General features: G+C 39.9%; 11 protein-coding genes. 8 read left to right on the top strand and 3 right to left on the bottom strand.

The window, feature by feature from the left end; genetic code table 11:
* The first annotated feature begins 403 nt into the window (after positions 1-403).
* The 6 genes from HWV03_RS05695 to purB all read left to right on the top strand — a co-directional run bounded on the left by HWV03_RS05695 (position 404) and on the right by purB (position 9,013).
* Complete coding sequence (locus HWV03_RS05695; RefSeq protein WP_211678876.1) at positions 404-2,641, top strand: NADP-dependent isocitrate dehydrogenase; 2,238 nt, start codon at positions 404-406, stop codon at positions 2,639-2,641.
* 271 nt (positions 2,642-2,912) lie between these two features.
* Positions 2,913-4,790, top strand: a complete 1,878-nt coding sequence (locus HWV03_RS05690; RefSeq protein ID WP_211678875.1) for an acyltransferase family protein — start codon at positions 2,913-2,915, stop codon at positions 4,788-4,790.
* A gap of 181 nt (positions 4,791-4,971) precedes the next feature.
* Positions 4,972-5,679 carry a pseudouridine synthase gene (locus HWV03_RS05685; protein ID WP_211678874.1) on the top strand — a complete coding sequence of 236 codons (708 nt, stop codon included), beginning with the start codon at positions 4,972-4,974 and terminating at the stop codon, positions 5,677-5,679.
* 176 nt (positions 5,680-5,855) lie between these two features.
* The gene (gene mnmA, locus HWV03_RS05680; protein ID WP_211678873.1) at positions 5,856-6,995 is read left to right on the top strand and encodes a tRNA 2-thiouridine(34) synthase MnmA; all 1,140 of its coding nucleotides are present in this window, start codon (positions 5,856-5,858) and stop codon (positions 6,993-6,995) included.
* A gap of 2 nt (positions 6,996-6,997) precedes the next feature.
* Positions 6,998-7,621, top strand: a complete 624-nt coding sequence (gene hflD, locus HWV03_RS05675) for a high frequency lysogenization protein HflD (RefSeq protein WP_211678872.1) — start codon at positions 6,998-7,000, stop codon at positions 7,619-7,621.
* A gap of 24 nt (positions 7,622-7,645) precedes the next feature.
* Complete coding sequence (gene purB / locus HWV03_RS05670) at positions 7,646-9,013, top strand: adenylosuccinate lyase (RefSeq protein WP_211678871.1); 1,368 nt, start codon at positions 7,646-7,648, stop codon at positions 9,011-9,013.
* An 84-nt stretch (positions 9,014-9,097) separates the two neighbouring features.
* Here purB and HWV03_RS05665 read toward each other — a convergent pair whose 3' ends face one another.
* From HWV03_RS05665 to HWV03_RS05655, 3 genes are all read right to left on the bottom strand, one after another.
* Entirely contained in the window at positions 9,098-10,471 is a 1,374-nt protein-coding gene (locus HWV03_RS05665) for a DUF1329 domain-containing protein (protein WP_211678870.1), read from the bottom strand.
* Positions 10,472-10,493: 22 nt separating this feature from the next.
* Positions 10,494-12,278, bottom strand: a complete 1,785-nt coding sequence (locus tag HWV03_RS05660; protein WP_211678869.1) for a DUF1302 domain-containing protein — start codon at positions 12,276-12,278, stop codon at positions 10,494-10,496.
* A gap of 124 nt (positions 12,279-12,402) precedes the next feature.
* Positions 12,403-13,260 (bottom strand): DUF547 domain-containing protein, encoded by an 858-nt coding sequence (locus HWV03_RS05655; protein WP_211678868.1) that lies wholly within the window; start codon positions 13,258-13,260, stop codon positions 12,403-12,405.
* A gap of 437 nt (positions 13,261-13,697) precedes the next feature.
* Here HWV03_RS05655 and HWV03_RS05650 point away from each other — a divergent pair, with 437 nt between their 5' ends.
* Both HWV03_RS05650 and HWV03_RS05645 read left to right on the top strand, forming a co-directional pair.
* Positions 13,698-14,330, top strand: coding sequence for a 2OG-Fe dioxygenase family protein (locus tag HWV03_RS05650; protein ID WP_211678867.1), 633 nt, complete (start codon positions 13,698-13,700; stop codon positions 14,328-14,330).
* 118 nt (positions 14,331-14,448) lie between these two features.
* Complete coding sequence (locus HWV03_RS05645; protein WP_211678866.1) at positions 14,449-15,687, top strand: cysteine desulfurase-like protein; 1,239 nt, start codon at positions 14,449-14,451, stop codon at positions 15,685-15,687.
* Positions 15,688-15,748: the final 61 nt, after the last annotated feature.

Raw genomic sequence — 15,748 nt, 5'->3', positions numbered from 1 at the left:
CGTTAACTTCCTGTTTATCCAAAAATTTATTGATAGAGAAAGCTTACCTCAGATCCTATAAATGTAGAGCTTTAGTTAACAAATGGTTACTAACAACCCACAGTTTAGTTTTGCCGAACACGAAAATATAGCGATTCAATGACAAGTGCTGACGTTGTAAATAATTACAAAGTGGTATGATTTCAAGTATTTTGAAGTTAAACAAGATGGATAGTACGATTTTTATGATACTATGAAAAAAGTAGATACGGAACATCTGCTAGGATAACAGCTGTTGCGAATTCTGCAACCTAGCTATAACAATTTTCAATCCCTCTAGAATCTGCTCTTATTTAAAAGACGCTAGCAGACGATGTTCCGAACAGTAACAGGGGGACAATACGCTAGTAATCCAGGGAATAATATGTCTGACAAAAATTCAACGATTATCTATACATTAACGGACGAAGCGCCGTTATTAGCAACCTACTCACTTCTACCTATTATTGAAACATTCACGTCAACAGCGGGAATTGATATAGTTAAAAGTGATATATCTGTTGCAGCCAGAATTCTGGCCGAATTTCCAGATTATTTAACTGAAGAACAAAAATTATCTGATAACCTCAGCGAACTAGGTCGTCTGACACAAGATTCAAGCACTAACATTATTAAACTGCCTAACATCAGTGCATCTGTGCCACAGTTACAAGCAGCAATTAGTGAATTACAATCTCAAGGTTTCAACATACCAAACCTGCCAGAAAACCCACAAACTGACGAAGAAGAATTACTTCTACAACGCTACTCGAAAGCACTTGGTAGTGCGGTAAACCCTGTACTTCGTGAAGGTAATTCAGATCGTCGCGCACCAAAAGCAGTTAAAAACTTCGCCCGTAAACACCCGCACTCAATGGCTAAATGGAGCCAAGCATCACAAACTCACGTTGCACATATGCGTGAAGGTGACTTCTACCACGGCGAGAAATCAATAACGCTAGATCGTGCACGCGATGTAAGAATGGAACTGCTTACAGATACTGGCGAAAGTATCGTACTGAAAGAAAAAATAGCATTACTTGATGGCGAAATTATAGATAGCATGTACATGAGTAAAACAGCGCTATGTGATTTCTACGAACAAGAAATGCAAGATGCTTACGAAACCGGCATGATGTTTTCGCTACACGTAAAAGCAACAATGATGAAAGTATCTCACCCGATTGTGTTTGGTCACGCGGTCAGAATTTTCTACAAAGACGCATTTGCAAAACACGATGAGTTATTTAAAAAACTTGGCGTAAATGTAAATAATGGTTTATCTAACCTTTATGATAAAATTGCTGACTTACCAAGTTCACAACGTGAAGAAATTCGTCGTGATTTACACGCATGTCACGCCAATCGTCCAGAGTTAGCGATGGTTGATTCCGATAAAGGTATCTCTAATCTACACGCGCCAAACGATGTTATCGTGGATGCGTCGATGCCTGCTATGATCCGTAGTGGCGGTAAGATGTGGGGCGCAGATGGTCGTCCAAAAGACACTAAAGCCGTGATCCCAGAATCAACGTTCGCCCGTATTTACCAAGAAATAATCGCATTCTGTAAAACCAACGGCGCATTTGATCCAGTCACTATGGGTAGCGTACCAAATGTTGGTTTGATGGCACAAAAAGCCGAAGAGTACGGTTCACACGACAAAACGTTTGAAGCACCAGCAACAGGCGAAGCACGTATTGTGGATGTCGACACTGGTGAAGTACTGATGACTCAAAACGTTGAAAAAGACGATATCTGGCGTATGTGCCAAGTTAAAGATGCACCAATCCGCGACTGGGTAAAACTAGCAGTAACACGTGCACGTGATTCCGATACTCCCGTCGTATTCTGGCTTGATCGCTACCGTCCGCATGAAAATGAACTGATCACTAAGGTAAATGAATACCTTAAAGATCACGACACTGAAGGTTTAGACATTCAGATCATGTCACAAGTACGTGCGATGCGTTACACACTTGAACGTGTTGTTCGTGGCCTAGATACAATTTCAGCGACAGGTAATATTTTACGTGATTACCTAACCGATCTATTCCCAATTATGGAACTCGGTACAAGTGCTAAAATGCTGTCTATTGTTCCGTTAATGGCGGGCGGAGGCTTGTTTGAAACAGGTGCAGGTGGTTCAGCACCTAAACACGTACAGCAACTTGTTGAAGAAAACCATTTACGTTGGGACTCACTCGGTGAATTTCTGGCGTTAGCCGTTTCACTAGAAGCCGTAGCGAAGAAAACAGACAGCACTAAAGCTAAAGTACTTGCTTCAACACTAGATCAAGCAACTGAAATGCTACTTGATAACGGTAAGTCACCATCACGCCGTACTGGTGAGCTGGATAACCGCGGTAGTCACTTCTACCTTTCTCTGTTCTGGGCTAAGAGCCTATCTGAGCAAACTGAAGACAAAGAACTCGCTGCACAATTTACGCCTTTAGCTGCAAGTCTTGCTGAAAATGAACAAAAAATTGTCGAAGAGCTAAATTCAGTTCAAGGCAAAGCTGTCAATATTGGTGGCTACTTCAACGCAGACCCAACTAAATTAGAAGCTATTATGCGCCCAAGTAAAACATTCAATGATTTACTGAGTACTGCGCTTAGCTAAGCAATAACCGTTGCGTATATTCAGCCCGCAATAGATTAATCTATTGCGGGCTTTTTAATTTTTATATTCTAAAGACACTCGCCACATTCAATTAATATATCGCGTATCTCTTACTCCTATCTCTCATCATAATTTTGATGTCTCTTGTAGCTAAAGCTTTCTTTTTGGAAACCGTGATTTAAAATAGTATATGAAAGGTGACAATGACGTAGAATCGAATGTTGCGATACATTGGAAGCAAAGATCACGACAATTACGTCTGAAGGTATACATGGTAAAATTTAGAAACGATATAAATGGGTTAAGAGCAATCGCACTTATTGCTGTCGTATTGTTCCATTTTAATCCGAGCATCGCGCCCGGTGGTTTTGCTGGTGTCGATATTTTCTTTGTCATTTCTGGTTTTTTAATGACTGGTATTATCTTTAAAGGATTAAACACGGATTCATTAAATTTAGCTGATTTTTATTTATGCAGAGCAAATAGAATTATTCCCCCGCTCGCTGCTCTTTGCTTCATATTATTATTCGTTACTTGGTTTATATTGCCGCCATTCGACTATCTAACCCTAGGTAAGCATGCCGCTAGCAGCATCACTTTTCTATCAAACATTACTTATTTTTATGAATCTGGTTACTTTGATGCGAGCGCCTATGAAAAATGGTTGCTACATACCTGGTCATTATCCGTAGAATGGCAGTTCTATATTATATACCCCATTATACTGCTGTTTTTAAAACGCTATTTATCTCTCGAAAATTTAAAACGCCTGTTAATAGTAGCCACTATCCTAGGGTACATCTTTTGCGTTGTAGCAACAGAGAGATGGCCTACATTCGCTTATTATTCTCTCCCAACCCGTGCTTGGGAAATGTTGTTAGGCGGTGTCGCTTATTTCTACCCGATAAAACTACACGAGAATCAAAAAAGATTACTCGAAATCATCGGTATTACCTTAATACTATTATCATTTACGCTCACGTCTAAAATGACGCCTTGGCCGGGCTACGTGGCTTGTGTGCCTGTATTTGGTACCTATCTCATTCTACTGAGTAACCGAGAGACCAGTATATTTACTAATAACAGATTATTTCAAACACTCGGGACATGGTCATACTCAATCTATCTCTGGCATTGGCCTATTGCGGTCTATGGCGTGTATTACCAATTAGATAACTGGGTGCCAATTGGCATCGTATTGTCTGTGGTTTTTGGTGCACTTAGCTATTATCTTATTGAACAAAATCAGTTTGAAAACCGAAAAAAAACACTTGTTTTTACACTCATTACAACCTTGGCTTTTGTCGTTTTTTATAAATCGACCCCCTTTCTGTTATATCAAATATCCGGTATGCCGAAACAAATTATTGCAGCCAATTTAGACCAATCAGATAAAGGTGAGCTTTATACTTGGCAAATGATGAACACATTAAAAAATAACAAAATTGATAACAATAAATTAAATGTTATGTTTATCGGTGATTCTCAATCAGCAGATTTTGTTAATGTCATCAATGAGAAAGTAAGTGTCATTAATAATGACCGAATTAATTTTATGGCTCAAAAAATATCAGCCAAATGTGGCGTTTTTTACCACCTTCCAGAGCCATTAAATGCGCTCTACGATAAGATTAACCTTTCTGAAAATATCGGCGAGAAAAAGTTACTTAAATGTGCTGCAAAAATCAGAGAAATAACAGCTGACTCTCGCTTAATCAATACTGACTTTATTTTTCTTGCGATGAATTGGCGTAATTGGTCTTTAGACTATAATCTCGACGCAATTAAACAGATAAAACAAAAAAATCCACAAGTAAAAATATACATTATCGGTAATAAAGGTATGCACAAACCACTGCCTATTATAATGGTTAACGCCTTTAAAGATGATCAAGATGTAAGCGAAGTCGTGTTCAAATCACTGCCTGAAACGAATATTAAAAATAATGATTTCTTCCGTAAAAATCAAAATTCAGGTTATCAATTTATTAATATGACTTACGCATTCTGCCCAGTTAAAAAATGTAATGTCGTCGATAAAACTGGCCTGCCATTTTACTATGATGAAGTACATATAACAAAACAAGGAGCTATGTATCTCTCTGACAGGCTAAAACCACTATTACCCCCAGAGTTTTATGCACCCTAAACTGATTTACCGTAAGCTGTACCTAACAAAAACACCTAACAATCGTCGCTGTCATACCAATGTATTTTAGCCGCTAATTAAATTACCCTTTATTAAATTTATCTAAATTAAATTACCTTATAAATAGCCCTTCAAAATTTGCTACAATTGCCTCATAAGCATTTTAATTATTAGCGATACCATGTCAAAACCAGCACCAGCAAAACCAAAACTAACTCTAGGTAGAAAGAAGGGCCCATCTGAACAGGCTAAAAAGAGCCAAATCAGCTACTCCAATACGGTAAAACCACGTGGTAAAAGCAATCGCCCACAACATACTAAACCAAAAGACGCTGGTCCAACCCAAGTGTATGTATTCAATAAACCTTACATGGTACTAACTCAGTTTACTGATGCAGATAACCGTGAAACCTTAAAAGACTATATCAAGGTGCCGGATATTTATGCAGCTGGTCGCCTAGATCGCGACAGCGAAGGGTTACTATTGTTAACCAACAATGGTCGCCTCCAAGCAAAGCTGACTCAACCAGGTGAAAAAACAGAAAAGACCTATTGGGTCCAAGTTGAAGGTGAACCAAGTCCAGAAAAACTGAACGATTTACGTTACGGCGTGGTATTAAAAGATGGGTCAACACTGCCAGCTAAAGTTGAAATAATGACAGAGCCTAATATATGGCCACGTGTACCGCCAATTCGTGAACGCCAAAATATTCCAACCACTTGGTTATCTATTACAATTATTGAAGGACGTAACCGTCAAGTTCGTCGTATGACTGCACACATTGGGCACCCTACCCTGCGTTTGATCCGCTATCGCATTGGTCCTTGGACGTTGGATAACATCCAACCAGGTGAACTAGTTGAAAGCAGTATTAACATGATGAATTAGTACCAAAGTCTGTTTTTGCGCTAGCCTTCATGGTAAAATTCGCGCGATTGGATCTTAGGATCCTAAGAACAGTAACTAACTGTGGCCAGAACACCTATTTCAGTTATATATTTAATACATTAGCAAAAAAGCCTTTAACTTTATTTGCATTACTACAAGAGTAATTAAAAGGTCCTATGACAAATAATACAATCGACGCCCGTACTAAAGCGTTAAACAGTACTAAAAAAGTAATCGTTGGCATGTCCGGCGGTGTTGACTCATCTGTTTCTGCTTACCTGTTACAACAGCAAGGTTATCAAGTAGAAGGCCTGTTCATGAAGAACTGGGAAGATGACGATAATGATGAATATTGTGCCGCTGCTGAGGACCTAGCAGATGCACAAGCAGTATGTGATAAATTAGGTATCGAGTTACACGCTATTAATTTCTCTGCTGAATACTGGGATAACGTATTTGAATACTTCTTAGCTGAATACAAAGCTGGTCGTACACCAAACCCAGACATTCTTTGTAACAAAGAAATCAAATTTAAAGCATTCCTGCAGTTTGCATCAGAAGTACTTTCTGCTGACTATATTGCCATGGGTCACTACGTTAGCCGTCGTCAAAAATCCGATGGCACATTTGAAATGTTACGCGGCTTAGACAGCAACAAAGACCAAAGCTATTTCTTATACACACTAGATCATGTACAGGTTTCACGTTCATTGTTTCCTGTAGGTGAATTAGAAAAACCAGAAGTACGTCGTATTGCTGAAGAACAAGATCTCATCACAGCAAACAAAAAAGACAGTACCGGAATTTGTTTTATTGGTGAACGTAAATTCACTGAATTTCTAAGTAAATATCTCCCTGCACAGCCGGGGAAAATTGAAAGTGTTGATGGCGAAGAAATTGGTGAGCACCAAGGTCTGATGTACCACACACTGGGCCAACGTAAAGGCCTACATATCGGCGGCATGAAAAACAACAACAGCCAAGAACCTTGGTATGTAGTTGATAAAGATATGGCGCGTAACGTATTACTTGTGGCACAAGGTCATAACCACCCGCGTTTATTCTCGACAGGTTTAATGGCATCGCAAATCCATTGGGTTAGCCGCGAACCACTAACGCAGTCATTACGTTGCACTGTAAAAACACGCTACCGCCAGACGGATGTACCTTGTTTAGTGACACCAATCGGCGAAGACCAAATAGAAGTAACTTTTGATAAACCCGAACTTGCGGTTACACCAGGCCAATCAGCGGTATTTTACCTTGATGACGTTTGCCTAGGTGGCGCAATTATTGACGTTCAAATTAGGGGCTAACCGTGTCAACTAACTTCCAAGAATCAAATATTGCCTTTGCAGGTGTTTGTCAGGCGGCAGCGCTTGTCCACCAACTTGCAACAACAGGTAATTGTGATGATACACAATTAAGTAATACCTTACGTTGCGTAATAGTGACAGACCCAAGTCAGACCATTGAGGTTTATGGCGATTACGCAAACTTAGAATTAGGGTATAAAACCCTTGTAGCACAGTTAAGTAATACGTCTTCGGGGCCTGATAGCGCTTTAACACGCTACATGATCGGCTTAGTAGCACTAGAACGTAAACTTGCTAGACGCAATGATATTCTTGGCATGTTAGGTGAGCGTATCTCACAAGTGAAGCGCCAAACTCACCACTATGATTTAACGGATGCACAAATTTTAAGTAACATGGCGTCAATTTATGTAGACTTAATCAGTCCACTTGGCACCAAGATCCAAATTGCAGGAACCTCAAGTTTCCTACAACAAACATTGGTGAGAGATAAGATCCGTGCGGTATTATTCGCCGGTATTCGCTCAGCAGTGTTATGGCGACAAACAGGCGGTAAACGTCGCCAAGTAGTTTTCAATCGTAAACACATGGTAGAGCAAGCGAAACAACAATTAGCTCGAATTTAACCTAAACACACCCAGGAGTATGTAATGGAATTATCAGCGTTAACAGCTGTTTCCCCGGTCGATGGTCGCTACGGTAGTAAAACAGTAGCCCTGCGTTCAATTTTTAGTGAATTTGGTCTAATCAAATACCGTGTACAAGTAGAAGTTCGTTGGTTACAAAAACTAGCTGAATGTGACGCTATTGCAGAGGTTCCAGCACTAAGTGCTGACGCGAATGCTGCATTAAACAGCATCACAGATAACTTCTCTGAAGCTGACGCTGCGCGTATTAAAGCAATTGAAAGCACAACAAACCACGATGTTAAAGCAGTTGAATACTTCCTGAAAGAGAAAGTGGCTGATAACGCAGAACTACATGCAGTTTCTGAATTTATCCACTTCGCTTGTACTTCAGAAGATATCAACAACTTGTCTCACGCGTTAATGTTAACGGAAGCACGTGAAACAATTCTTTTACCTTACTGCGAAAAGCTTATCGACAGCCTAACAGTATTGGCAAAAGAATATGCTACAGCGCCATTATTATCACGTACTCACGGCCAGCCAGCATCGCCAAGTACTATGGGTAAAGAATTTGCTAACGTTGTTATGCGATTACGCCGTCAAATGCTACAAATTGCTAACGTTGAAATCTTAGGTAAAATCAACGGTGCAGTAGGTAACTACAACGCACACATCTCAGCTTACCCAGCTGTAGATTGGAACGAGTTCTCTGAAGAATTTGTTACTAGCCTAGGTGTTGTATGGAACCCGTACACAACGCAAATCGAACCGCATGATTACATTGCTGAACTGTATGACGCAATTGCACGTTTCAACACAATCATTCTTGATTTTGACCGTGACATCTGGGGTTACATTTGCCTAGGTCACTTCAAGCAAAAAACGATTGCTGGTGAAATTGGCTCTTCAACAATGCCACACAAAGTTAACCCGATTGATTTTGAAAATTCAGAAGGTAACATTGGTATTGCTAACGCACTATTCAATCACCTTTCTGCAAAATTACCGGTTTCTCGCTGGCAGCGTGACTTAACAGATTCAACTGTATTACGTAACCTAGGTGTTGCTATCGGTTATTCTGTTATTGCATACGAGTCAACGTTAAAAGGTGTAAGTAAATTACAACTTAACGAAGAAGCGCTACGTGCCGATCTTGATCGTAACTGGGAAGTTTTGGCTGAGCCAATCCAAACAGTTATGCGTCGTTACGGTATCGAAAAACCATACGAAAAGCTAAAAGAGCTTACACGTGGTCGTCGTGTTGATGGTCCTGCTATGCAAGAATTCATCGATACACTAGAGCTAACTGATGCAGTTAAAGCGGAATTAAAATTAATGACGCCAGCTAACTACATCGGTCGTGCTGTTGAGTTCGTTAACGAACTTTAATTAGCCGCTAGATAAAAATAAAGCCCAAGTTTCACTGCCTTAAACTAGAAATAGCGAAAGGTAGCTTGGGCTTTTTTGTACCTATTAACGCCCTAATCGTTTCAGTGCAAATATTGAGAAATCATTACGTTTCACATCAATATCAAACTGAGTTCCTTTTCTTTCTTCATTCGCCAATCCACTCGCTAAATAACGTCCAGCAATAAGATCATATAAAATTTCTGCGGCCACCCAAGTCACGCCAACATTATAATATTGAACCGCATGGGCTTCTGATACTCGCCATAATAAATCATGCGCATCATAATGGTCGACAATACTAGCTTGCCAACTATCTTCATCAATAAAGAAATTACGTTTTGCATAAACATGACGTTTGCCCTCTTTCAGTGTGGCCTGAACTTCCCACACTCGATGTTTTTCATAACGCGTATGCTCTTGGTTAATATGACCAGGTCTTATAATGTCGTCGTAGCTCAAATCAGTAGAAGAAAGTTGATAAGCATTATAAGGAACGTACAGCTCTTTTTTACCAACTAACTTCCAATTATAACGATCGGGCGCACCGTTATACATGTCGAAATTATCCATTGTAGCTAAGCCTTCTGAACCTGTAGACTCACTATCATATGCGATACTTGGAGCTCGACGCACACGCCGCTGACCAGCGTTGTAAATCCACGCCTTACGTGGCTCTTTCACTTGGTCCATCGTTTCATGCACTAAGGTTACAGTACCCGTTAAACGTGCAGGTTCTAAAATACGTTTTATATAATAAAATCGAATGTTGTCATCTTTTTTAAGATTTCGACCGCTTCGCAGTGTCTCTGGTATCGATGAAATTTCTTTACTTTTAATTTTGGTATAACCACCATTTTTTTGCACTGGTATACTCGTAAATACCCGTTCAGCACGGCCGCCTCGGTAGCGGGTGATGTGATTCCAAATCACTTCTAAGCCATTTTTAGGGATCGGGAAAGGAATAGCTATATTATAATTACTCACGCCATTCCCTTCTTCCGTTAAGGTTGCTGTTGTCGCATTCGCCTTAATCACATCATACATGTCATCTTTTAAAGCAAAACTTCGGCGGGTTTGATAGATCGGCATTTTATATGTCTTAGGGTAAGCACTAAACATCGCCATCTGCCCCGGTGTTAAGTTATTCTTGTACTGTTCCACATTATCAGCCGTGATCGTGAACAATGGTTGATCTGCGATATAAGGGTTGTCGACACGTTCATTTTCACCATAGTTCTTGCCTAAGCTCATATTCGTTATGCCGCCAGTCCAAGCTGGAATTGAGCCATCTTTATTACCCGTAACAAGGGCTCCAACTGGCGTCAGGGTATCCCCCAATTGACTCGCTTCTTCTTTACTTACTTTTGCCATAGCAGTTGATGACATCATAATCATCGCAATAGCGACGACACAAGGCGCTTTATTAAATGCTTTCATTAGTTAAATCCTTTTACTAATCTTAAAATGACAGGCCAAATACGAGAGAGATATAATCACGGTCGGAAATAGGATTAAATCGCCCTTCAAATCCGCTATAACTTAATGACATGCTATATCGTTGTGCGTAATCCGCTTTCAATGCCAAATTAATACCTCTTCGTCCTTCTTGAAAGGTACCTTGTGGTTCAGGACTGTAACCATAGACATCGTGAGACCAAGCAACAGAAGGTGATAAATCAACACCCGAGAAAACGTTGCGATAATTCGCTTGCACAGATAAACGGTAACCCGCACTATTTGATGTCGTGAAACCATCATCAGTATTGTGACCATCACTGGTATTAAAGCTATTACCATAAATAGAGCTACGACCATACTTTCTCGAATCATCTAAATTCCATACATGACCAAAACCAAATTCAGCAACCGTACTAATCCGATCCGTACCTAATACTTGGTCAAACAGCCTAATAAAAGTAAGCTGAGCTTGGGTATAATCGAAACGGTCAAAACCATCAATGGTATCGCCTACATCAAGACTTCGGTATTCTTCTTCAATTGGCGATCCAGTTGGTGATGCTGATAACGCAGGCGTAAATAAGTCAGAGCCATTAATTTGTAGTGGTAAGCCTAAACGATGGCTAACCTCACCAGATACCGCTAAAGCATTAAAGGTCGTATTAAAGCTTAAACCAAGTAGTTGGATATCTTCCGGGTAGACAGTATGGTATTTTGCAAGCGAGTCAGGATCTGGAGCAAGGGGATTAAAAGTTGACTGTCCAACCTCTAAACTAACGTAAGGGAGACGACTGTGGTAATTCATATAATATAACGCAAATACTGTTGAATTGAGGTCCTCAGCATAGTACTTCAACGCGAGACCAAACTGACCGTTATCCGATGCATATTCATCAGTGCCACGATGTTGATAGTAACCTGCGTTATACCCTGCTTGTTCACCAATTGCATCGGTAATAAGAGATACGTTACAACCTTCAGAAAAAGTATCTGAAGTTGAAAAGTAAGTACCGCAACTATCGATGACAGTTGGTTCAAACTTAAGTTGATAGAAAGCCTCTACGGCCAGATCTGCTGTAATACCAACATTTGTAAATAGCATATTAACAGGCAGCAAACCTTCTTTAACTTCAGCGCCTGGCCGATGAAATGCGGCAGCATCGACAGGGTTAACCGTGTTAATACCACCTTGAATATAAGAACTCTCCCCCCAATTAACGACCTGCTTACCTAATCGAAGATCAACAACTGAATCACCAATATCAAAATCAGCAAAAATATAGGCATCTAATAATGCTACGCCCTTCGCTTTTGTTAATGAATTAAAATCATCATCATTAATAACCTGGTTCGGTACGTAACTATTTGTCGCGCTACCGTGGTGAACATCTTTTTGATCAAGCACATAATCGTACCAATATTTACCACGAAAAAAAGCACCAAAATTATCATATTGCAATGTAAAATCATGCAGTCCTTTTACTGTCTGCGAAAAAGCATCTCCGCGATTATAATTCAAATTACCATCGTCCCCGGAAGAGGAGTTACCAACCATACCCGGTGGTACAGCACCAGCATAAGTGATACCATTTTGCCCACCTAAATTCTTCACATCTGCGTTTTCGACTCGCCAACTTGATCCGGCTGAAAACTGGGAATGAAACGCACCTTCTACATCTCCCCAATTAAACTCGAATGCAACTGCCGAACTCGCGTAACTGAGTGTAATTAATGCAAGTGTAACGCATTTGCTTTTATATTTTATTTTCTGTTTTATAGCATCCATACTAACTTTACTTTCATCCCTTTATTAATAATTAACCAGCACGAATGTTAAAATTCGTACCTGCTCGAACAACCCACTGTTAGTTGATGTAAATGATATTGGCGTGATTTTAACTGATCGCTTGCTATGGCTGATTTAATCGCCAGTCATAGTCATAATCGATGTCTTCGGGGTTTTGTTGGAACTTTACCAAGGCTTGCTTTAATGCCGGTTTAGCAAATAACTTCAAATGTTCAATAAGATCATTCTCATTACTTCCAAAGTCTTCTTCATACCAACTGTATATTTTGGATAATACTAAGTCGTCACCAGATACCGTTACACCTCGAGGATGGTTTATAAAACTTACCGCAGCAGTATTTAATTGTTGTTCGATATTATCAGCAGTGAATGCTTGAGCGGATAAGTTGGGGCACCCATAACTCGCGCAATTTATTGCATAATGTATACGTGGGTCTTTCCAGATAGGACGTAAGATAGTTTGCTCAATATCGTTTAAGCTAATCGTTCTATTATTAATTGTTGCTAGTTCATCATCCCAAGGGCCAATAGCAAAAAATGTATCCCCTATCCAGATAATTGACGATGCTGGATAGTTATCTAGCACCAATTTAACAGTTAGCGCATTATATAGATTTATCCAATACGCCTTTTGTTGATCACGATTAAAATCGAGTGGATTAAGCCCCTGTAAACGCGTTAAATACTGACTCAGTATTTGTTTATCACCTGCTGTTACGGCCTTATAATCAAATAGGTTAATGATAGCCTTGTCTTCTGAAACAATTAAATAATTATCGAGTAATAATTGCCACGAATCATGGTTAATAACGTGCTCTTCAGACTCATTACTTTGCTCCCAATAAACATCAGGTTCGGCAAAAACATTGCCAGAAAACAGAATGAAAACGAGTGTAACTACTTTATTCCTCAGTATTTTAGTGGTCCTTTCAAACTGTTCTCGAACTATCGTATGATTCATCCTTACATCCCTTTATGCATACACATCCATATATATACTTATTATTTAACTATATAACTAGGTAGCATGAAGCTGTCTAATAAATAACGCACGAACAAAGATTGGTTAACAAATTAGATCCAATTTGTGTGTACTCCCTTATAAAATCTAATGGATTGTTAAAGAAATGATGAAATAGTTTGTTATTTCTTCGTCTTTTTTGTGCGCCAGCTATCACTTTAATTTTGTGAAGCAACAAACCCAAAACTGAAAATCGATACTTTTTCGACATATAAATTCAAAACGAAACAAAAAAGCAACCCCAAAGCTTCAAATCGAAACACTAAATAAGTCATTTATAAAATATACTTTTGAAGTTCAGTTCCTGTCTTGAAAGTAATTGTCATACACGGATAATCAGCACCTTATCTACATTTGATTAACCAAGGATTTACACCATGAATGGATCATTTCTTATTGAAGCATTTCAAGCACCCTCAACCTGCGCGCAAAACTTAGGTGATTTTTTTAATGATTTAGGTGCTGATCCTTACCTTGAAAGTAACTGTCGATTCCGCGCATTTTCGCAATACCAAAAGACCGAAACACAATTTGAAAAATTAGATACAAGTACCTTCATGCAGTCATCTGATGTAAACCGTCTTATCGGTAATGTTGAGCGCAAGTTCGAAGACATCTCACCAGCGCTTGACCAGCATCCTGATTTTCAAAATTTATTAAATGCATTTCTTGAACGAACAAACGTCGATACCACAAAACAACCGATTGGCGTTCACCAGATCCGTGTCGTTTGTTCACAAGATAAGTCAGGGTCACCAGCACCCGAAGGTATCCATCAAGACGGTTTTGATTTTGTGGGTATTTTTTGTGTAAAAAGAGACAACATCGCAGGTGCATTTACGCAGATATTTTCATCGCCAGTTGACCAGCATCCACACATGAGCACCACGTTAGAAGAAAACCAATTTATCATTTTTAATGATCGTCGTTATTACCACTACGTAACAGAAACACTGCCAGATCAACAAGATGAAACCGGACTACGCGACGTATTTGTTTTCACTGCTTGATCTATAAAACCAGCATGATATCAGCAACCAAAACATCACTCACACTCAGAGAACAAGATTACTCTTTGCACAAATAGAAGATGCAGAAGTAACAAAAAATTTATTAAAGGAATAACCTATGAACTTATGTATTGAGTCAATCCGCCAAGCTTTCCCAGCTTTACAACAGCAAGTAAATGGCGAGTCAGTGTACTTTTTTGACGGTCCTGGTGGCTCACAAGTTCCACAATCAGTGCTTGATGCAATGACTGCTTATTTAGGTAAATATAACTCGAACCTTGGCGGTCGTTTTTTCTCAAGTGAAAAGACCGTTGATGTGATGCGTAACGCACGCCTAAGCGGCCAAGCATTACTAAATACGCCATCACCAGATAACATCGTCTTTGGTGCAAACATGACGTCTCTGACTTTCCAGTTAAGTCGTGCTATCAGCCGTGATTGGAAAGTAGGTGATGAAGTTATTGTTACTTCTCTCGACCATTATTCGAATGTATCAACATGGCAGCAAGCAGCCGATGACAAAGGTGCACTAGTGCATCAAGCTCGTGTTAATGAAGCCGATTGCACGTTAGACTGCCAACATTTAATCTCGTTAATTTCCAACAAAACTAAATTAGTGGCTTTAACATTTGCATCGAACACCACAGGCTCATTGGTCGACGTGAAGCAAATCATTGAAGCGGCTCATGCAGTGGGTGCTAAAGTATATATTGATGCGGTACATTACGCGCCACACAAGCTTGTTGATGTACAAGCGTTGGGTTGTGATTTCCTCGCCTGTTCAGCCTATAAATTCTTTGGTCCTCACGTAGGTATAGCTTACGTGGCACCTCAATGGTTACACACCTTATCACCATACAAAGTAGAACCCGCTACAAACCAAGGGCCAGGTCGATTTGAAACTGGTACACAAAGTTTTGAAGCGCTAGCTGGATTTAGCGCTGCAGTTGAATATCTTGCGCATGCTGGTGATGAAGCGCTACCGCTACGTGAAAGGCTTGTACAAAGCTTCGAACTATACCAAGCCCATGAGCAACAACTCAGCCAGCACTTTCTTGAAAAGCTAGCACAATACAGCAACGTGACGCTGTATGGTATTAATGATATGGACCGATTAGCAGAGCGTACCCCTACCTTCTCTATCCGTATTGACCATGCCTCACCAGAAGATGTATCAGGCCTGCTTGGTCAACATAATATGTGTGTTTGGAATGGTCATTTCTATGCGATCGGCTTATGTAAGCAGCTAGACATCTTAGATAAAGGTGGCGTGATCCGCATTGGCTTTATGCATTACAATACCACCAGCGAAATTGATGCTCTATTTGATGTGTTAGCAACAGTATTGATTAAATAGCCATTAACACAGCCTCAAATTAATATCAGTAAACCCAAGTGCCTTACCTCACTTGGGCTCT

Source organism: Moritella sp. 36, from assembly GCF_018219415.1.
Taxonomy (GTDB): Bacteria; Pseudomonadota; Gammaproteobacteria; order Enterobacterales; family Moritellaceae; genus Moritella.
The sequence above is the reverse complement of the archived record's forward strand: the minus strand, read 5'-3'. Positions and strand labels throughout refer to the sequence as shown.